This window comes from Inquilinus sp. YAF38 (genome assembly GCF_052113205.1).
In the GTDB taxonomy this organism is placed as follows: Bacteria; Pseudomonadota; Alphaproteobacteria; order DSM-16000; family Inquilinaceae; genus Inquilinus.
The window spans coordinates 53181-70617 of sequence record NZ_JBFRCU010000009.1; the positions used below are offsets into that span (position 1 = coordinate 53181).

At 70.8% G+C, this 17437-nt stretch carries 20 protein-coding genes; 9 read left to right on the forward strand and 11 right to left on the reverse strand.

Annotation, left to right across the window (positions count from 1 at the left end; all coding sequences use genetic code 11):
- Positions 1 to 105 precede the first annotated feature (105 nt).
- Genes AB4Z01_RS06075 through AB4Z01_RS06105 form a run of 7 tightly spaced genes read right to left on the reverse strand, consistent with a single transcriptional unit; the run spans position 106 to position 6703 of the window.
- Complete coding sequence (locus tag AB4Z01_RS06075; RefSeq protein WP_441691624.1) at positions 106 to 1152, reverse strand: ABC transporter substrate-binding protein; 1047 nt, start codon at positions 1150 to 1152, stop codon at positions 106 to 108.
- A gap of 29 nt (positions 1153 to 1181) precedes the next feature.
- Positions 1182 to 2306 (reverse strand): NAD(P)/FAD-dependent oxidoreductase, encoded by a 1125-nt coding sequence (locus AB4Z01_RS06080; RefSeq protein ID WP_441691627.1) that lies wholly within the window; start codon positions 2304 to 2306, stop codon positions 1182 to 1184.
- Positions 2303 to 3676, reverse strand: coding sequence for an FAD-dependent oxidoreductase (locus AB4Z01_RS06085; protein ID WP_441691630.1), 1374 nt, complete (start codon positions 3674 to 3676; stop codon positions 2303 to 2305). The genes AB4Z01_RS06080 and AB4Z01_RS06085 overlap by 4 nt, the downstream gene beginning before the upstream one ends.
- Complete coding sequence (locus tag AB4Z01_RS06090; RefSeq protein WP_441691632.1) at positions 3673 to 3957, reverse strand: (2Fe-2S)-binding protein; 285 nt, start codon at positions 3955 to 3957, stop codon at positions 3673 to 3675. The genes AB4Z01_RS06085 and AB4Z01_RS06090 overlap by 4 nt, the downstream gene beginning before the upstream one ends.
- A gap of 13 nt (positions 3958 to 3970) precedes the next feature.
- Entirely contained in the window at positions 3971 to 4765 is a 795-nt protein-coding gene (locus tag AB4Z01_RS06095; protein WP_441691633.1) for an ABC transporter permease, read from the reverse strand.
- Positions 4766 to 4772: 7 nt separating this feature from the next.
- Positions 4773 to 5633 (reverse strand): ABC transporter permease, encoded by an 861-nt coding sequence (locus tag AB4Z01_RS06100; RefSeq protein ID WP_441691635.1) that lies wholly within the window; start codon positions 5631 to 5633, stop codon positions 4773 to 4775.
- Complete coding sequence (locus tag AB4Z01_RS06105; RefSeq protein WP_441691637.1) at positions 5630 to 6703, reverse strand: ABC transporter ATP-binding protein; 1074 nt, start codon at positions 6701 to 6703, stop codon at positions 5630 to 5632. The genes AB4Z01_RS06100 and AB4Z01_RS06105 overlap by 4 nt, the downstream gene beginning before the upstream one ends.
- A gap of 203 nt (positions 6704 to 6906) precedes the next feature.
- Between AB4Z01_RS06105 and AB4Z01_RS06110 the strand changes: the two genes are divergently transcribed.
- From AB4Z01_RS06110 to AB4Z01_RS06130, 5 genes are all read left to right on the forward strand, one after another.
- A complete protein-coding gene (locus tag AB4Z01_RS06110; protein ID WP_441691640.1) occupies positions 6907 to 7737 on the forward strand; it encodes an IclR family transcriptional regulator in 831 nt (276 codons plus the stop codon).
- A 40-nt stretch (positions 7738 to 7777) separates the two neighbouring features.
- Positions 7778 to 8815, forward strand: coding sequence for a class I SAM-dependent methyltransferase (locus AB4Z01_RS06115; protein WP_441691643.1), 1038 nt, complete (start codon positions 7778 to 7780; stop codon positions 8813 to 8815).
- A complete protein-coding gene (locus tag AB4Z01_RS06120) occupies positions 8812 to 9522 on the forward strand; it encodes a pseudouridine synthase (protein ID WP_441691645.1) in 711 nt (236 codons plus the stop codon). The genes AB4Z01_RS06115 and AB4Z01_RS06120 overlap by 4 nt, the downstream gene beginning before the upstream one ends.
- Before the next feature lie 473 nt (positions 9523 to 9995).
- Positions 9996 to 10190: a hypothetical protein gene (locus tag AB4Z01_RS06125; RefSeq protein ID WP_441691647.1), complete on the forward strand. Its 195-nt coding sequence runs from the start codon at positions 9996 to 9998 to the stop codon at positions 10188 to 10190.
- Between the two features lie 168 nt (positions 10191 to 10358).
- On the forward strand, positions 10359 to 10997 hold the full coding sequence (locus AB4Z01_RS06130; RefSeq protein WP_441691650.1) for an HD family hydrolase: 639 nt from the start codon (positions 10359 to 10361) through the stop codon (positions 10995 to 10997).
- On the opposite strand, the gene AB4Z01_RS06135 is transcribed toward AB4Z01_RS06130, so the two are convergent.
- Both AB4Z01_RS06135 and AB4Z01_RS06140 read right to left on the reverse strand, forming a co-directional pair.
- Positions 10994 to 12082: an AbrB family transcriptional regulator gene (locus AB4Z01_RS06135; protein ID WP_441691652.1), complete on the reverse strand. Its 1089-nt coding sequence runs from the start codon at positions 12080 to 12082 to the stop codon at positions 10994 to 10996. The two genes, AB4Z01_RS06130 and AB4Z01_RS06135, sit on opposite strands and share 4 nt — an antisense overlap.
- 19 nt (positions 12083 to 12101) lie before the next feature.
- Positions 12102 to 12674: a hydrolase gene (locus AB4Z01_RS06140; protein ID WP_441691655.1), complete on the reverse strand. Its 573-nt coding sequence runs from the start codon at positions 12672 to 12674 to the stop codon at positions 12102 to 12104.
- A 155-nt stretch (positions 12675 to 12829) separates the two neighbouring features.
- Here AB4Z01_RS06140 and AB4Z01_RS06145 point away from each other — a divergent pair, with 155 nt between their 5' ends.
- Positions 12830 to 13423 (forward strand): TetR/AcrR family transcriptional regulator, encoded by a 594-nt coding sequence (locus AB4Z01_RS06145; protein ID WP_441691782.1) that lies wholly within the window; start codon positions 12830 to 12832, stop codon positions 13421 to 13423.
- On the opposite strand, the gene AB4Z01_RS06150 is transcribed toward AB4Z01_RS06145, so the two are convergent.
- Positions 13414 to 14697 (reverse strand): MFS transporter, encoded by a 1284-nt coding sequence (locus tag AB4Z01_RS06150; protein WP_441691657.1) that lies wholly within the window; start codon positions 14695 to 14697, stop codon positions 13414 to 13416. The genes AB4Z01_RS06145 and AB4Z01_RS06150 overlap by 10 nt on opposite strands.
- Before the next feature lie 110 nt (positions 14698 to 14807).
- On the opposite strand from AB4Z01_RS06150, the gene AB4Z01_RS06155 reads away from it, so the two are divergent.
- Positions 14808 to 15728 (forward strand): LysR family transcriptional regulator, encoded by a 921-nt coding sequence (locus AB4Z01_RS06155; protein ID WP_441691658.1) that lies wholly within the window; start codon positions 14808 to 14810, stop codon positions 15726 to 15728.
- 2 nt (positions 15729 to 15730) lie between these two features.
- Here AB4Z01_RS06155 and AB4Z01_RS06160 read toward each other — a convergent pair whose 3' ends face one another.
- Positions 15731 to 15937 carry a hypothetical protein gene (locus AB4Z01_RS06160; protein ID WP_441691659.1) on the reverse strand — a complete coding sequence of 69 codons (207 nt, stop codon included), beginning with the start codon at positions 15935 to 15937 and terminating at the stop codon, positions 15731 to 15733.
- Positions 15938 to 16121: 184 nt separating this feature from the next.
- On the opposite strand from AB4Z01_RS06160, the gene AB4Z01_RS06165 reads away from it, so the two are divergent.
- A complete protein-coding gene (locus AB4Z01_RS06165) occupies positions 16122 to 16823 on the forward strand; it encodes a PhoH family protein (protein ID WP_441691661.1) in 702 nt (233 codons plus the stop codon).
- Positions 16824 to 16912: 89 nt separating this feature from the next.
- Positions 16913 to 17425: a YciE/YciF ferroxidase family protein gene (locus AB4Z01_RS06170; protein WP_441691663.1), complete on the forward strand. Its 513-nt coding sequence runs from the start codon at positions 16913 to 16915 to the stop codon at positions 17423 to 17425.
- The last annotated feature ends 12 nt before the right edge of the window (positions 17426 to 17437 follow it).

Genomic DNA, 17437 nt, shown 5'->3' on the forward strand with positions numbered 1-17437 from the left:
GCAGCGAAGCAATCCAGGGGCGTTTGGCGTGCGCCTGGATTGCTTCGTCGGCTTCGCCTTCTCGCAATGACGATGAAGGGTAGGTGGCCTCGTAAACGGAGACGCTTACCGCTCGACCGTCCGGTTCCAGCGGTCGTTCCAATCCGGCCGGTGGGCGTTGATCTGGTCCCAGTCCAGCACCACGGCGTGATCGAGATAGCCGCGAAACTCGGTCAGCATCTTGGCGGCTTCCGGTGTCGCGCCGGCGACCTTGCTGTTGGACGGGATCTGGCCGCCATATTGCAGCGCCGGATCCTGAGCCTGGGCGCTCAGCAGGTAATGCGCCAGCTTCTGCGCCAGCGCCGGCTCGGTGTTCCCGGCCACGACGCATTGCGTCACCATCAGCAGCACGCCGCCCTCCTTGGGCTGGGCGTAGGCCACCGGGATGCCCTTGTTCTGCATCCCGGCGATGGCGGTCGGGGTCAGCGGGAAGATCGCGGCCTCGCCGGTCTGCACCATCTCCGACAGCTTGGCCGAGCTGGGGATGTATTCCAACACGTTCGGGCCGATGGTCTCGGCCCATTTGCCGAAGCCGGGCTCGACATTCGCCTCGCTGCCGCCCTGGATGCGGTTGACCATCAGGAAGCCGTGCAGCCCGTAGGTGCTGCTCGACAGCGACTGGAACACGACCTTGCCCTCGAATTTCGGATCGGCCAAGTCCATCCAGGAGGTCGGGGCGGCCCAGCCCTCCTCCTGGAACATCTTGGTGTTGTAGCCCAGGCCGGTCAGGCCCAGGGTCACGCCGGTGGCCATGTCGTCCTTGATCCGCGCGGCGGGGTACAACTCGTCCAGCACCGGGTCGGGCTCGGTCTTCTGGCACAACCCCATGCCGATCGCCCGCACCATCACCCCGTCATCGAGGAAGATCAGGTGCATCTGCGGGTTGTCCTTGGCCGCCGTCGCCTTGGCCAGGATCTCGGAGGAGGTGCCGGGCACGACCACGACCTTGACGTCATTGGCCTTCTCGAACGCCGGGAAGACGTGTTCGGTGAACGCCTTCTCCATGTCGCCGCCATTCATGCCGATGTAGAGGGTCTTGGTCTCCGCCATCGCCGCGCCCGAGGCCAGCAGGGCCGTCGTGGCCAGCAGCGCCGTCGTGATCCGTCCGTTCATGTCGCTCTCTCCCGTTTGATTGTTGCTGCTCAGGCCGCTGCCGTTCTGGCGAAGCGGCCGATGTCGAAGGCCTCGATCGGGGTGGTACTGCGGCCGTCGCGGGCCAACTCGGCCAGCACCTCGCCGACCGCCGGGCCGATCTGGAAGCCAGCGCCGGAGAAGCCGAAGCCGTGGATCAGCCCTGGTGTGGTCCGGCTCGGCCCCAGCACCGGGTTGCGGTCGGGCGTGTCGCCCTCGACCCCGCTCCAGAACCGGATCACCTGGGCGCCGCGCAGGGCCGGGAACAGCTCCGCCGCCTGGCGCAGCAGCGCGCCGATGGCGCTGCGGCCGGGCCGGGCGCGGTCTTCGTCCAGGGTGATGCCGCGGCCGCCGCCCATGACGCAGTTGCCGCGTTCGACCTGGCGGGCATAGATGGCACCGCCCTCGACCCCGACATTGATGTCCATCAGGCGCGGCAGCGGCTCGGTCACCGCCATGTTGGGATGGGCCGATTCCAGCGGCACCGGCTCGCCGAAGGCGGCGGCGAAGCGGCCGGACCAGGCGCCGGCGCAGTTCAGCAGCAGGCGCGACCGGATCTCCAGACCGTCGCCGGCCAGCAGGCGGAAGCCGTCGCCGTCGCGCACCGCCTCCCGCACCGCCGTCTGCTCGCGGATGTCGGCGCCGGCCTTGCGCGCGGCGCGGGCGAAGCCGGGCGACACCAGCCGCGGATTGGCGTGTCCGTCGGCCGGGCACCAGGACCCGGCGATGGCGCGGTCGCCCAGCCAGGGCCAGCGGGCGCGGAAGGCGTTGCCGGCGACGACCTCGAGCCCGAGGCCGAGGTCGCGCACCCGATCCAGATAGGCCTCCAGCGACGCCAACTCGGCCTCGCTGCGCGCCAGCTTGAGATGGCCGGAGCGGATGTACTCGCCGTCGATGCCGATCGTCTCGGGCAGGCGCTGCCAGATCGCGTGGGCGCGCTGCGACAGCGGGATCTGCTCCGGCGGCCGGCCCTGGCGGCGCACGCCGCCATAGTTCACGCCGCTGGCCTGGGCGCCGCAGAAGCCGCGCTCCAGCAGCAGCACCGACATGCCCATGCGCCGCAACGCCAGGGCCGCGGCCGCGCCGGCGATGCCGCCGCCGATGATGGCGACATCGGCGGTGATGTGCTCGGTCATGCCGCTGCCTCCGGCTCGTCCTCGATCGCGATCGGGATCGGCTTGACCGGGGCCTGTCCGCGCAGCCGGCCGACCGTCTCAACCGGGACGCCGCGATGGGCGGCCAGGATCTCGGCCGCCGCGGCGCCGCACATCCGGCCCTGGCAGCGGCCCATGCCGACCCGGCACAGCGCCTTCAGCCGGTTCAGCTCCGGCGTGCCCCAGCGGGTGGCGGTGGCACGCAGCGTGCCGGCCGATACCTCCTCACAGCGGCAAACGACCAGATCGTCCGGCGCCTGGGCGGCCCAATCCGCGGGGAAGGGGAAGGCGCGCTCCAGCCCCTGGCGGAATTTCCCGATCGCGGCCAGCTTCGCCTCCAGCCGCGCGGCGCGGGCGCGGTCGACCGGCCGGCCGAGATCTTCCAGCAGCGCCAGGGCCGCGCGTTCGCCGGCCAGCTCGGCGGCGTCCGCCCCGGCGATGCCGGCGCCGTCGCCGGCCAAGTAGACGCCCGGCACGCTGCTGCGGCCGGCGGCATCGCGCTCCGGCAGCCAGGCGCGGTTCAGCGGATCGAAGCGGAAGCGGCAGCCGGCCAGATCGGCCAGCTGGGTCTCGGACCGCAAACCATAGCCGAAGGCAACGGCGTCGCAGTCGATGCGGTGCTCGCGCTCGCCGTCATGCCAGATGAGGCCCTCGACCCGCTTGGTCCCGAGGATGCGGAGAGGCCGGGCGCCGTAGCGCATGAGCACGCCGCCGGCCTTCAGCGCCGCCAGCAGGCGCAGTCCCTTGGCCAGGACAGCCGGGCTGCGCAGCAGGCCGGGCAGGGCCACCAGCTTGTCGGCCTGGCGGGCGGTGTCCAGCACCGCCGCGACCTCCGCCCCGGCCTTCAGATATTGCGAGGCAACCAGCGGCAGCAGCGGGCCGGTGCCGATGAAGGCGACGCGCCGGCCGATGCCGCAGCCCTGATACTTCAGCGCCACCTGCGCCGCGCCCAGGCTGTAGGCGCCGGGCAGGGTCCAGCCGGGAATCGGCAGGATGCGGTCGGTGGCGCCGGTGGCCAGGATCAGATGGCTGTAGGGCAACCGCTCGGCCTGGCCGTCGCGCAGCAGGTCCAGCGCCCCGGCCTCGATATTCCAGACCAAGGTCTGCGTCCGGTGGTCGATGGCCAGCCCGTCGATGGTCCGGTGCAGCGCTTCGGCCTTGGCCGCCTCGGTGCCGTAGAGGGTTTTGGCGTCGCGGGTGAAGCCGTCCGGCTGGCGGCGGTAGATCTGGCCGCCGCCTTTGGCCGCCTCGTCCACCACCATCGGCCGCAGCCCGGCCGCCGTGAGGGCCTGGGCAGCGCGGATGCCGCCCGGGCCGGCGCCGACGATGACCGGGCGGATGTCGTCGCTCATGCCGCCTCTCCGGTGACCAGGCGCATGCCCTCGGCGATGGCGGTGGAGCAGGCGCGGAAGCGCTGCCCGTCCTCGGTCGCCACCCAGCAATCCTGGCAGGCGCCCATCAGGCAGAAGCCGGCGCGGGGGCCGCCGCCGAACTCCGATCGCCGCAGCCGGTCGGCCACGGTCAGGATCGCGGTCAGCACCGTGTCGCCGGCCAGGGCGGTGGCGGGCCGGCCGTCGAGGCGGAAGCGGATCTCGGGCCGGCCGGTCTCGGCCAGGCGGGTCAGGATGGGCATCGGGTGGATCCGGTCACTGGCGGCCGACCAGGATGCGGTCGAGGCCGTAGATGCGGTCGAGCACGATCATGGTGACGGCAGTGACGGCCACCATCAGCGCCGAGACGGCGGCCATCATCGGGTCGATCGATTCCGTCGCGTACATGTACATCCGCACCGGCAGGGTGACGGTGGCGGGGGAGGTGACGAAGATCGACATCGTCAGCTCGTCGAAGCTGTTGATGAAGGCCAGCAGCCAGCCGCCGGCGACGCCGGGCAGGATCATCGGCAGGGTGATGCGGCGGAACACGGTGAACGCACTGGCCCCCAGCGATGCTGCCGCCTGCTCGGTTGACCGGTCGAAGCCGACCAGGGCGGCGATCACCAGCCGCAGCGCATAGGGCGTGATCACCACGCTGTGCGCCAGCACCAGCCAGAAGAAGCTGCCGGCGGCGCCGATCCGCGAGAACAGCTGCAGCAGCGCCACGCCCAGCACCAGATGCGGGATCAGCAGCGGCGACAGGAACAGCGCGTTCAGCGCGTCGCGGCCGCGGAAGGCGTAGCGGGTGGTGGCAATGCCGGCCGGCACGGCGATCGCGGTCGACAGGGTCGCCGACAGGGTCGCCAGGGCCAGGCTGTTCCAGAAGGACTGCAGGAAATCAGCATGGTGGAATACCGCGTCGAACCAGCGCAGCGAGAGGCCGGCGGTCGGCAGGCTCAGCGTGTTCTCCGGCGTGAAGGCGACCAGGCAGACGATCACCAGCGGCGCCAGCATGAAGATCACGACCAGCGTGTGGAAGACCAGGGCGAGGGGGCCGTTGCGGGACATCGGCGCCTCAGCCGAGGGTCTTCCGGTACCGTCCTTCGACGATCCGGTTGTAGCCGAGCATGATGGCCAGGCTGGCGACCAGCAGGATCACCGCGATGGCGGCGCCCAGCGGCCAGTTCAGCGAGTTCAGGTATTCGTCGTAGACCACGGTCGCGACCATTTTCAGCCGCCGCCCGCCCAGCAGGCCCGGGATGGCGAAGGAGCTGGCGGCGAGGCCGAACACGATCAAGCTGCCGGACAACAGGCCGGGCAGGATCTGCGGCAGCACCACCCGGCGCAGCACGGTGGCATGCGACGCGCCCAGCGACAGCGCCGCCTGCTCGGTCGCCGGGTCCAGCTTCTGCAGCGAGGTCCAGACCGGGATGACCATGAAGGGCACCATGACGTGGACCAGCGCCACCACCACCGCGGTCTCGGTGTAGAGCAGCCGGATGCGGCCGAGGCCCAGCGCCTGCGTCGCCTCGTTCACCAGGCCGGTCGGGCCCAGCAGCATGCTCCAGCCGAAGGCGCGGACCACGACCGAGACCAGCAGCGGCGCCAGCACCACCAGCAGGAAGATCGATCGCCAGGGGCTGCGCATCCGGCTCAGCACATAGGCCTCGGGCGCGCCGACCACGATGCAGATCAGCGTGGTCAGGGCCGAGAGGCGGAAGGTGCGCAGGAAGATCTCGTAGTAGTAGGGGTCGGTCAGCACCGTCAGGTACTGGCCGATGGTCCATGCATCCTGCACGCCGGTGGCGTGGTCGTAGACGTGGAAGGACAGGATCAGGGTCAGCGCCAGCGGCGTCAGCACCAGCCCGGCGAACAGGATCGTCGCCGGCAGCGCCATCGCAGCGGGGGCCAGGCGCCCCTCGGCGGTCGCGCTCATCGGGCGCCCTCCGCGGCTTCGGTGTCGCGCAGCACCCGCACCATCTCCGGCGCCCAGTCGATGCCGGCCGCAGCACCCTCGGCCAGCGGCTCGCCGCCCAGGTTCGGCGCGGCGACCAGCAGCTCGCCGGCTGGGCTGTCCAGGTGGTACAGCCACTGGCTGCCCAGGAAGTAGCGGCGCGACACCGTGCCCGGCAGCCGGCCGGTGCCGGGCGCGCCCAGCGCCAGCTTCTCGGGCCGCAGGCACAGCAGCACCCGGGCGCCGGCGGGCAGGCCGTCGCCCGGCACCTCCAGGGTCGCGGCGCCGACCGCGACCCGCGCCACGGCGCCGGGCCGGGCCACCACGCCGTCCAGCAGGTTGGCCTTGCCGACGAAGTCGGAGATGAAGCGGCTGCGCGGATGCTCGTACATCCGGTAGGGCTGGTCGATCTGGGTGATGCGGCCGCGCTCCATCACCACCACCCGATCGCTGATCGACAGCGCCTCGGACTGGTCATGGGTGACCATGATCGTGGTGGTGCCGGTGCGGCGCTGGATCTGGCGCAGCTCGAACTGCATCGCCTCGCGCAGCTTGGCGTCCAGGTTCGACAGCGGCTCGTCCAGCAGCAGCACCGGCGGCTCGATCACCAGGGCGCGGGCCAAAGCGACGCGTTGGCGCTGGCCGCCGGACAGCGACCGCGGATAGCGGCCGGCGAGGTGGTCGAGATGGACCAGCGCCAGCGCCTCCTCGACCCGCTTCGCCCGTTCCGGCTTGGCGACGCCGCGCATCTCCAGGCCGAAGGCGACGTTGTCGGCCACGGTCATGTGCGGGAACAGGGCGTAGCTCTGGAACACCACGCCGAGGCCGCGGCGGTTCGGCTTGACCCGGGTCAGGTCCTGCCCGTCGAGCAGGATCCGCCCGGTGGTGGCGGGGACGAAGCCGGCGACCATCTGCAAGGTCGTGGTCTTGCCGCAGCCGGAGGGGCCGAGCAGCGACACGAACTCGCCGCGCTCCACGGTCAGATCGAGATCGGCGACCGCCGCGACGTCGCCATAGAGCTTCGAGATCCGTTCGAGCCGGAGGAAGGTCACTGCAGTCTCCCTGGCATCCCTGTCCGATGGCCGTTTCGGCCCCGTCGGTCTTGCTTCCGTGGAACGGAAGGCGCCGACGCGTCTTTCCAGAAGACTCTTTCGTGGCAGCGAGTCAAGGAGACATTCCGTTTTATTGAGAGTATTGTGAATTAGATTCCGGATATCGGAATCAGAGATGCGTTTTCGACCTGGAGTTTCCGGAAATGGCGAAAGAGAGCGAAGCCCCAGGCAAGAGCCTGCAGCGCGGCTTCGCCATCCTGCGGGCCCTGGTCGAGGCGGGCGGCGAGGGGGCGAAGCTGATCCGCATCGCCGAGGCCACCGGCCTGACCCAGGCGACCGTGCACCGGCTGCTGCAGGCGCTGCAGGCAGAAGGGATGGTCGAGCAGGACGGGCGCAGCCGGCTCTACCGGCTCGGCATCGACTTTTTCGCCCTGGCGGCGCGGGCCGGCAATCCCGGCAATCTGCGGGACCTGTGCCGGCCGGTGCTGCAGCGCCTCTCCGCCATGCTCGGCGACACCGTGTTCCTGCTGGTGCGCAGCGGCTTCGACGCCATGTGCCTCGACCGCTGCGAAGGGCCGTTTCCGATCCGCTCCTTCACCGGCGACATCGGCGGCCGGGTTCCGCTCGGGGTCGGGCAGGGGGCGCTGGTGATCCTGGCCTTCCTGCCGGAGGCGGAGCGCGAGGAGGCGATCCGCTTCAACGTCCCGCGCCTGATCGGCCAGAGCTTCATGATGGATGAGGTCTATCTGCGCGCCGAGATGGCGAAGGCGCGCGAGGCGGGCTTCGCCGCCCGGCGCGACTTCGTGCTGCCCGGCATGGGCGGTGCCGCGGTGCCGATCCTGGACCGCGATGGCCGGGCGATGGCGGCGCTGAGCATCGGCACGATCTCGGAGCGGCTCGGCGAGGACCGGCTGCCGACGGTGATCGAGATCCTGAAGCGTGAGGCCGCGGCAATCGGGCCGCGCATCAACCCATTCGACCCGGCACTGCGCCGCCCGGCGCAACTGCTGGGCAGCGCTTCCCGAAGTGGGTGAGGCTTCCGTTTTCGCCGGCGATATGCCAGGGAGGGCCGGCATGACCGACGATCCAGCGCTCGACACCCTGTTCCTGCCGTTCCACAACGGCACCCTGGCCTGGCCGGCTGATGGCCGCGCCCTGCTGCTCGGCGCCCGTGCCGGCACCGCTTTGGCCGAATTCACCTCGCCGGCCCTGGCCTGCGAGCAGAGCTTCCGGCCGCGGGCCGCGGCGTTGGAGGCAGCGGGGCTGACCGTGTCGACCCGGGTCGAGGGCCGCTTCCCGCTGGTGCTGGTGCTGCCGCCGCGCCAGCGTGAGGCGACGAGGGCGCTGCTGGCCCGCGCACTGGACCAGGCCGAGCCGGGCGGGACGGTGGTGGTCAGCCTCGCCAACACCGACGGTGCGCGCTCGGCCGAGGAGGATCTGGCCCGGCTAGCCGGCCCGATCGACAGCCTGTCGAAGAACCGCTGCCGCGTGTTCTGGGCCCGGGCCGGCGCCGGCGATCCGGCCTTGCGCGCCGAGTGGGCGGCGCTGGACGAACCGCGGCCGGTGGCCGACGGCCGCTTCCTCAGCCGCCCCGGCCTGTTCGCCTGGGACCGGATCGATCCAGGCTCGGCCCTGCTGGCGGCACATCTGCCGACGGATCTGAAGGGGCAGGGCGCCGATCTCGGCGCTGGCTTCGGCACTCTCGCGGCCGAGGTCCTGGACCGCGGCCCGGAGGTGACGGCGCTCGACCTCTACGACGCCGAAGCGCGGGCGCTGGATCTGGCACGGCGCAACCTGGAGCCCTATGCCGGCCGGGTCGCGCTCGATTTCCTCTGGCACGATGTCGCCACCGGGCTGCCGCGGGACCGGCGCTACCATTTCATCGTCACCAACCCGCCCTTCCACGAGGGCGGCCGGGCCGACCGGCACGATCTCGGCCGGGCCTTCATCGCCGCCGCGGCCGCCGCGCTGCGCCAGAAGGGCCGGCTGTTCCTGGTGGCGAACCGGCATCTGCCCTATGAGGCGACGCTGGAGAAGGCCTTCGTCAAGGTCCGCCGCATTGCCGATGACGGCGCCTACAAGGTGATCGAGGCGGCGAAGGGCGTGCGATGAAGCTCGTCCGCCGCCTCGCCAATCTCGGCTATGGCAGCCGCAGGCAGGTCGAACTGCTGCTGCGCGACGGCCGCGTCACCGATGCCGGCGGCGCGCCGCTCGGGCCCGAGGCGCAGCCGGAGCAGCAGGACATCCGGATCGACGGCGAGCCGCTCGACCCGCCGCCCGGTGTCGTGCTGATGCTGCACAAGCCTGCCGGCACCACCTGCTCGACCAGCGATCCGGGCCGGGTGGTCTACGAGCTGCTGCCGCCGCGCTTCCGCCTGCGCAACCCGATCATCGCCCCCGTCGGGCGCCTCGACCGCGACACCACCGGCCTGCTGCTGCTGACCGATGACGGGCCGCTGCTGCACCGGATCATCTCGCCGAAGAGCCGGATCCCGAAAGTCTATGAGGCGACGCTGGCGCGCGACCTGACCGGGGAGGAGGCGGCGGTCTTCGCCGCCGGCACGCTGATGCTGCGGTCCGAGACCACGCCGCTGGCGCCGGCGATGTTGGAGGTGATGGGGCCGCGCCGCGCCCGGCTGACAGTGACCGAGGGCCGCTACCATCAGGTCCGGCGCATGTTCGCCGCCGCCGGCAACCATGTCGAGGCCCTGCACCGGACCGCCATCGGCGGCCTCGGTCTCGATGATCTGGCAGAAGGAAAGTGGCGGTTGCTGGCCGCGGCCGAGGTGGCGCGAGTGTTCAAGCCGACGGCATCTTGAACAGATGTTCGCCCGCTCAGACCCGGGGCGCGTCATAGGAATGTAATATTATAACTCCGTCCATAATTTTCCTTGTCGAGGCGCAGCCGCTGGCGCAGAGTGCCGACCCTGCAGGTCGGAGATCGGCCGCGAGGGCGTCGAGCAAGTTTCCTGCCGTCAGCTCCGCCGGCCCGTGTGTTTGTCGGTTTGGCACCCGTCCCCGGTGCCGATGCGCTTCACAGGATCCGGCGCATCGCCGATGGACATGGGATCGATCTTCTCCTGCGAAAACCACGGCGCGCGGCGGGCCTCCGGGGCCGCCAAGGGCTGCAACGACAAAAGCCGCTGGAGGAACCGCCATGGCAGGTCAGCACCGCAGGCGTCCCAAGACGAATCCGGCCCCGCTTCGGGCGGATGAACACAAGCCAACCCCGCTTCCGCAGAAGGCCGCGAACGACACCGACGTTGTGGTCCCGATGAGGGAGATCGCAGACATGGCCCCTTCGGCCGAGCAACCCCAACCCGCTGCACCCCGCCCGTCCCGCATCCAGGCCGCCCTCCGGGCCGAGATGCTGTGCCGCGGGCTGCGCCTGTCCCAGTCGGAGTTCGCCCGCCGCTACGGACCGGCCGGCGCCATCGTGCGCAACTGGGCGCCGCGCGACGGGCGGACGAGCGGCATCAAGGTATAGCCTCTCCCAAAGATCCTGAGCGATCCGACCGGCGGTCGCCGCCATTGCGGCCTGCCGGTCTTCGCTTGCCCGCGAGTTGGGATGACCGTCCGCACCTGCCGCGGATGACAGCCCGTCGGGTTCGGTGCTACCCGGAAGGGCAGTGCGGCCAGGGATCGAGGGGAGCGGATGCGCTGGGAGGGACGGACGGCGATGGCGCGGGCCTGGGTCCGGCTGCCGTCGGGCAAGCGGCTGGATCTGCTCAACCCCACCCCGTTCGACTGGGACGACCGCGACTTGGCGCTCGGCCTGGCCCGGACCTATCGCTGGGGCGGGCATTCGGYCTGGCCGCTGCCGCTGTCGGTCGCACAGCACTCGCTGGCCGTGCTGGCGCTGTGCCGGGCCTGGGCTCCGGCCCCGCTGTCGCCGCTGGCCGAGCTGCGCGAGCTGCTGCACGACGCCGATGAGGGGCTGCTGGGCTTCGATCCGCTGTCGGTGATCAAGCCGTTCCTGGGCCAGGAGTTCCGCGACCTGGCCGCGCGGCTCGAGGACACGGTGTTCCTGCGCTACGGCCTGCCGCGCTGGACGGTGGAGCAGAAGGCTTTCCACAAGCGAGCCGACCGGGTGGCCGCGGCCAGCGAGGCGATCCATGTCGTCGGCTGGACCCGTGACGAGGTCTGGCGGGTGCTGAAGATCCGGTTCCGGCCGGTCGAGGACGACCCGCTGCTGTCCGCCTATGGCGGCACGCCCTGGGAGCCCTGGTCGCCCGATGTGGCGGCGGAGCGCTTCCTGGAGGAGCTGGGCAGGCTGAAAGCGGCGGCCGGCTAGGACGCGTGTGGCGACCGCCGGGCGATGAAGCGCGCTACCGCGGGACCCAGCAGCACCACCAGGGAAAAGCGCACGGTCTGCAGCGCCATGACGAAGGGCAGGTCGACATCGCTGGAGGCGGCGATGATGGCGATCGAATCCATGCCGCCGGGGCTGGTCGCCAGATAGGCGGTCAGCGGGTCGACCCCGAGCGTCCGCACCAGCACGTAGGCGAGGCCGCTGCAGAAGGCGATCAGCGCCAAGATCGACAGCAGGATCTGCGGCAGCGCCCGCGCGGCGTGCACCAGCACCGAGCGGGTGAAGCCGAGGCCGATGTTCCAGCCGATCAGCGCATAGGCCAGGGCGAGCAGCCATTCCGGCAGCTCGATCTCGATCAGGCCAGTCCCGTGCAGCACCGCCCCGACCACCAGCGGCACCAGCATCGGGCCGGCAGGGATGCGCAGCCGCCGCCCGGCCGCGGCGCCCAGCCCGGCCAGGGCCAGCGTCGCCGCGAAGGCGCCGGCATCGATCGGCGGGAACCACACGATCGCCGCCGGACCGGCATCGCCGGCGTCGACCCAGAAACGGGCGATCAGCGAGGCCGCGGTGGCGACGCAGACGACGCGCAGATACTGCATGAAGGCGACCAGCCGGGCGTCGGCGCCGAACGCCTCGGCCATCAGCACCATGGCGGTCGCGGCGCCGGGGGAGGAGCCCCAGACGCCGGTGGTGCCGGGCAGCACCTGCCAGCGGCTCATCAGCCAGCCCAGCAGGCTGCTGGCGGCCAGCGTCGCCAGCACGATCGCCAGGAACAGCGGCCAGTCCCGCAGGAAGGACACCAGGATCGCCGGCGTGATCGCCCCGGCGATCAGGCAGCCGATGATCGCCTGGGCACCGAGATAGGGCTGGCGCGGCACCCGGATGGTGCCGCCGCCGATGCCGACCAGGATGCCCGCGACCATCGGGCCCAGCAGCAGCGCCGCGGGCAGGGCCGCGGCCTGCAGCAGGGCGGCGATCCCGGCCGAGACGGCCAGCAGGACGGCCCATTGCCCGGCGCGCGGCAGCCTGGCCAGGACCGGCAGGGCCGGGCCATTCACGGAAACCACTGCAGCCTCGCTTTCCGCCTCAGGTCCGGCCGAGCAGGATGTCCGCCGCCTGGGAGACGATTCCGATGCGGGGCAGGATAGACTCGACCGCGAAGCCATGCATCTCCGCCGACAGGCTGGTCATCGCATCCTCGGCGAAGACCACGGCGTAGTTCAGCTCCCAAGCGTTGCGGGCGGTGGATTCGACGCCGAAATTGGTGGCGATGCCGCCGAGCACGATGGTGCCGATGCCACGCCGGCGCAGCTGCAGGTCGAGCTCGGTGCCGGTGAAGGCGCCCCAGTGCCGCTTGGTGACAACGACGTCACCGGGCTCGGCCACGCCCTCGGCGAGGTCGCTCCAGCCCGCCGGCAAGCCGCCGGCCGGGCGGGGCATCGGCCGGTCCACCGGCTGGCGGGGCGCATCGGCGAAATCCGGCGCCCAGCCGACGCGGACCGGCAGCACCAGGGCACCGGCGGCACGGAAGCGCGCGGCCAGGGCCTTGGCCGTGACCAGCACCTCCGCCCCACCGCGGGGCGCGAGCGGCATGCCGAGGATGCCGTGCTGCAGATCGATCAGGACCAGGGCGGTGCTGTGCGGGTCGAGAGTGGGCATGTCGTCGCCTTTCGCGGCAGGCAGCGCGCCTCCAGTTCCGCCGGCGGGCCGGGCGGATGGACGGGGGCGGGTGCATGTGAAAATATGAGGATAGCCTCGCAATCAGTTTTATGAGTATGTCCTCACAAAAGTCAACGGTCTCCGACGCCGCCGTGATGCGCGAGCCCCGGCGCCAGCGCGGGCGCGACCGCGTCGCGGCGCTGCTGCAGGCGGGGGCGGCCGTGTTCGCGGAGAAGGGCTATGAAGCGACAACGATGACCGAGGTCGCGGCCCGGGCCGGCGCGCCGATCGGCTCGCTGTACCAATTCTTCCCGAGCAAGGAGGCGTTGGCCGACGCGCTGCTGGCCGGCTATAGCGAGCGGGTGCTGGCGAGGCTGCAGGCGGTCGAGGCGCAGGCGGCGCAGCTGGCTGTCCCGGCGCTGGCGAATGCGCTGATCGACCTGCTGGTCGGGCTGAAGCAGGAGCGCGCGGCGGCTCTGGCGCTGTTCGAGGCGCGACGGGACGCCGCCCAGCCGTTGCGGCTGCGCGACGCCTTGCGTGAGGGCGTGGCGCGGATTCTGATATTCCGCGCACCGGGGCTGCCGCCGGACCGGGCCATGGCGATGGCGATCGTCGTGCTGCTGCAGATGAAAGCGGCGGCGGCGCTCGGCGTCGAGCCGGGGTTGAAGCCGCGTGCCGCCGCCCTGGGCGAGCTGCGGCGGATGACCCGGCTCTACCTCGTCGAGGGCCTAGGCACCGATCAGGCCTGACGCGGCGGCAGGACGACCAGGCGCAGGGCGATCAGCAGCGCCGTCAGGGCCAGGGCGCCGATCATCAGGGTGACGCCCGGCCAGCCCCAATCGGCCCAGGCCACGCCGCCGAGCGAGCCGGCGACGCTGGAGCCGAGATAGTAGAAGAAGAGATAGAGCGAGGAGGCCTGGGCGCGGGCATGCCGCGCCCGGCGGCCGACCCAGCTGCTGGCCACCGAATGGGCGCCGAAGAAGCCGAAGGTCAGCACGGCGACGCCGGCGATGATCGCCCACAGATCGTCGCTGCGGGTCAGGGCGATGCCGGCCAGCATCAGCAGGATCGGCGCCCAGAACACCCGGCGGCGACCGAGCATGCCGGCGAGATGGCCGACCCAGATCGAGGCGCCGATGCCGATCAGATAGACCGCGAAGATGGCCGCCACCGCGGTCTGGCTCAGCCCGTAGGGCGGCGCGAGCAAGCGGAAGCCGGTGTAGTTGTAGAGCGTGACGAAGGCGCCCATCAGCAGGAAGCCTTCCAGGAACAGCCAGCGCAGCCCCGGGTCGCGCAGATGGTCGGCGAAGGCGGCCAGCAGCAGCCGCGGCCGCAGCGGCCGAGGGGTGAAATGCGCCGAGGGCGGCAGGCTGCGCCAGAACAGGAAGGCGCAGACCAGGCCGGAGAGCCCGACCACGCCGAGGCCGAGGCGCCAGGAGGCGAGGTCGGTCAGAATGCCGGCGATCAGGCGGCCGCCGAGCCCGCCCATGGCGCTGCCGCCGATGAACAGCCCCATCGCCAGCCCGACCGAACGGGGATGCATCTCCTCGCTGACATAGGCCATGGCGACGGCCGGCAATCCGCTGACCGCCAGCCCCATCAGCGCTCTCAACACCAGAAGTCCGTGCCAGGACGGCATCAGGGCGGAGAGAATGGTCAGGATCGCCGAGGCGAACAGCGATGCCACCATCACCGGCTTGCGGCCCCAGGCCTCGGACAGGGCGCCGGCGACCAGCAGCGCGACGGCCAGCGTCCCGGTGGTCAGCGACAGCGACAGGCTGCTCTCGGCCGCGCTGATGCCATAGGTCGTGGCGAAGACCGGCATCAGCGGCTGCACGCAGTAGATCAGGGCGAAGGTGGCGAAGCCGGCGGCGAACAGCGCCAGGTTGGTGCGGTGGAAGGCGGCGGTGCCGTGCTCGATGAAGGCGACGATGTCCTCGGCCGCCACCGTCCCGGCCGGCATGGTGTCGGCGATCGAGGATGGCGCGGATGAGCGCGGCAGGGACTGGACCGATGCGGTCACGGAAAGTCTCCGGCCGGGCCTGCGGAAGGGCGCCCGACCCTTCAGAAAACATGGCCGTGCCGATTGATAGTGTCCAATATGTTTGGCGGCATGTTTGATAGGCTTGGCGAATGATGGAACTGCGGCATCTGCGCTACGCCGTGGCCCTGGCCGAGGAGCTGCATTTCGGCCGGGCGGCGGCGCGACTGGGTATCTCCCAACCGCCGCTGAGCCAGCAGATCCAGGCGCTGGAGGAGGAGCTCGGCGCCCGGCTGTTCGAGCGCAGCAACCGGCGGGTGGCGCTGACCGAGGTCGGGCGACTGTTCCTGGAGCAGGCGCGGACCGTGCTGGCCGCGGCCGACCGTGCGGTGGAGGTGGCGCGCCGGGCGCAGCGCGGCGAGATCGGCGAGATCCGCATCGCCTTCACCGCCTCCGCCCCCTTCACCACGCTGATCCCGCAGACCATCTTCGCCTTCCGCCGCCGCCACCCGGACGTGCATCTGGAGCTGCAGGAGATGCCGACCCGGCAGCAGATCGAGGCGCTGGCGGAGCGGCGGCTGCAGATCGGCTTCCTGCGCAACCCGACCTACCCGCCGGTGCCGGACGGGATCGAGGTGCGCGAGCTGTTCCGTGACCCGCTGGTGGCGGCGCTGCGCACCGACCATCCGCTGGCGGCGGGTGCCCCTGCGCCGCTGGGCCTGGCCGAGTTGGCCGACGAATCCTTCGTCTGCTATCCGCGCGACGCCGGCACCAGCCTGTACGACCAGATGATCGGCCTGTGCCGCGACGCTGGGTTCAGTCCGCGGCTGGGGCAGGAGGCGCGCGAGGTCTCGACCATCGTCGGGCTGGTCGCGGCCGGGCTCGGCGTGGCGCTGCTGCCGGCCTCGCTGCAGCGGATCCAGGTCGAGGGCGTGGTGTTCCGCCGACTGTCCGACCCGGGCGCGGTCACCACCATGTGGCTGACCTGGCGCCGGGACGAGACCTCACCGGCGGCACGCGCTTTCATCGACATGGCGACGCAGGTCGATGCATCAATTAGTAGTAGCCGCTAGATCTAGCCGCACCTCCGGCGCAGCGCGGCCACTATTGGTATGAATTTTCCGTGTCGCCCTTCTTTTCGCTGGTGCAGCACGAGGGTTGGTGAGACGCTTCTCATGGCGGCGTGATTTTCGTCGTCAGTGATCGGAAAGGCGACATGCAAGGGCAGCAGCCTGGCATCACCATCCGCTTCCCGGCCCCCCACCAGGGTCAGCATCAGCATCGCCGCTCGTTCGAACGCCCCCTCGCAGGGGCGTTTGTCGTTTTCGGCCGTCCGTTCCGATCCGTCACTGTCCTGTTCCACCCGACCCGATGGAGGGTTCCGGCGAATGAGATCTCCCGGTGAAGGGGGCCGCAACTGGGATCCCCTGTTCGAGGATGCAAGCGAGAGCAAAGGACGACGTTCCATGGCCAAACGCAGCGCTTCCACCGCCCGTATCGTCCCGATCAGCGAGGGCTATGACGATGATTTCCGGGAGCAGAGCTACCTGAAGACGGTCAAGCCGCGGACCGCCAATCAGGAAGCGCTGATGAAGGCGATCGACGGCCATGCCATGACCCTGGCCCTCGGCCCCGCCGGCACGGGCAAGACCTATCTCGCCGTGTCCAAGGCGGTCGAGGCGCTGACCGCCGAGCGGGTCAGCCGCATCGTCATCACCCGGCCGGTGGTGGAGGCGGGCGAGAGCCTGGGCTACCTGCCGGGGGACATCAACGAGAAGATGGATCCCTGGATGCGCCCGATCTACGACGCGCTGTCCGACCGTCTCGGCGCCAAGCAGGTGCGCCAGATGACCAAGGAGGGGATCGTCGAGATCGCGCCGCTGGCCTATATGCGCGGCCGCACCATCTCGCGCAGCTTCGTCATCGTCGACGAGGCGCAGAACATGACCTTCCAGCAGCTGAAGATGCTGCTGACCCGCCTGGGCTGGCACTCGACCATGGTGATCACCGGCGACCCCGACCAGACCGACCTGCTGCCCGGCCTGTCCGGGCTGGAGGAAGCGGCGCGGCGGCTGGAGGCACTGGACGGCGTCGCCGTCGTCCGGTTGACCACCGCGGACATCGTGCGCCACCCGCTGGTCGCCGCGATGATGCCGCTGCTGGCCTGATCCGGAACCGCGGGCCGGACGCCGCCATTGCTGGAACGAGGGCTGCCATACGCCGGCGGCCCTCGTCACCAGCCACAGCGAGGCCGGCCATGGCAACGAAGACGCTGCACGACCTGTTCCTCAACGAGCTGAAGGACCTCTACAGCGCCGAGCAGCAGCTGACCCGGGCGCTGCCGAAGATGGCGCGCGCCGCCACCAATCCGGAGCTGAAGCAGGGCTTCGAGCACCACCTGGAGCAGACCAAGGCCCAGGTCGAGCGCCTGGACGTTGTGTTCAAGGATCTCGACGCGTCGCCGCGCGGCCAGAGCTGTGAGGCGATGGAGGGGCTGCTGGCCGAGGCGCAGGAGCTGACCGAGCTCGGGCTCGAGCCCGACGCGCTCGATGCCGCGCTGACCGCGGCGGCGCAGAAAGTCGAGCATTACGAGATCGCCGCCTACGGCACCGTCTGCACCTGGGCCAAGGCGATGAAGCACGACGAGGCGCTGAATCTGCTGCTGGAAACCCTGGCGGAGGAGAAGGCGACCGACGAGACGCTGACCAAGCTGGCCAAGACCACGGTCAACACCGCGGCGGCCCGGCACGCCCACCCGCGGGCAGCTTGAAACATCGCATTC

Excerpts from the sequence above, each read along its gene's own strand:
- AB4Z01_RS06080 (WP_441691627.1), bottom strand. The coding sequence starts at position 2,306 with ATGACCGAGCACATCACCGCCGATGTCGCCATCATCGGCGGCGGCATC.
- AB4Z01_RS06090 (WP_441691632.1), bottom strand. The coding sequence starts at position 3,957 with ATGCCCATCCTGACCCGCCTGGCCGAGACCGGCCGGCCCGAGATCCGC.
- AB4Z01_RS06125 (WP_441691647.1), top strand. The coding sequence starts at position 9,996 with ATGGCCCCTTCGGCCGAGCAACCCCAACCCGCTGCACCCCGCCCGTCC.
- AB4Z01_RS06155 (WP_441691658.1), top strand. The coding sequence starts at position 14,808 with ATGATGGAACTGCGGCATCTGCGCTACGCCGTGGCCCTGGCCGAGGAG.
- AB4Z01_RS06110 (WP_441691640.1), top strand. The coding sequence starts at position 6,907 with ATGGCGAAAGAGAGCGAAGCCCCAGGCAAGAGCCTGCAGCGCGGCTTC.
- AB4Z01_RS06095 (WP_441691633.1), bottom strand. The coding sequence starts at position 4,765 with ATGTCCCGCAACGGCCCCCTCGCCCTGGTCTTCCACACGCTGGTCGTG.
- AB4Z01_RS06165 (WP_441691661.1), top strand. The coding sequence starts at position 16,122 with ATGGCCAAACGCAGCGCTTCCACCGCCCGTATCGTCCCGATCAGCGAG.
- AB4Z01_RS06115 (WP_441691643.1), top strand. The coding sequence starts at position 7,778 with ATGACCGACGATCCAGCGCTCGACACCCTGTTCCTGCCGTTCCACAAC.
- AB4Z01_RS06075 (WP_441691624.1), bottom strand. The coding sequence starts at position 1,152 with ATGAACGGACGGATCACGACGGCGCTGCTGGCCACGACGGCCCTGCTG.
- AB4Z01_RS06145 (WP_441691782.1), top strand. The coding sequence starts at position 12,830 with ATGCGCGAGCCCCGGCGCCAGCGCGGGCGCGACCGCGTCGCGGCGCTG.
- AB4Z01_RS06140 (WP_441691655.1), bottom strand. The coding sequence starts at position 12,674 with ATGCCCACTCTCGACCCGCACAGCACCGCCCTGGTCCTGATCGATCTG.
- AB4Z01_RS06120 (WP_441691645.1), top strand. The coding sequence starts at position 8,812 with ATGAAGCTCGTCCGCCGCCTCGCCAATCTCGGCTATGGCAGCCGCAGG.
- AB4Z01_RS06085 (WP_441691630.1), bottom strand. The coding sequence starts at position 3,676 with ATGAGCGACGACATCCGCCCGGTCATCGTCGGCGCCGGCCCGGGCGGC.
- AB4Z01_RS06170 (WP_441691663.1), top strand. The coding sequence starts at position 16,913 with ATGGCAACGAAGACGCTGCACGACCTGTTCCTCAACGAGCTGAAGGAC.
- AB4Z01_RS06160 (WP_441691659.1), bottom strand. The coding sequence starts at position 15,937 with ATGCTGATGCTGACCCTGGTGGGGGGCCGGGAAGCGGATGGTGATGCC.
- AB4Z01_RS06100 (WP_441691635.1), bottom strand. The coding sequence starts at position 5,633 with ATGAGCGCGACCGCCGAGGGGCGCCTGGCCCCCGCTGCGATGGCGCTG.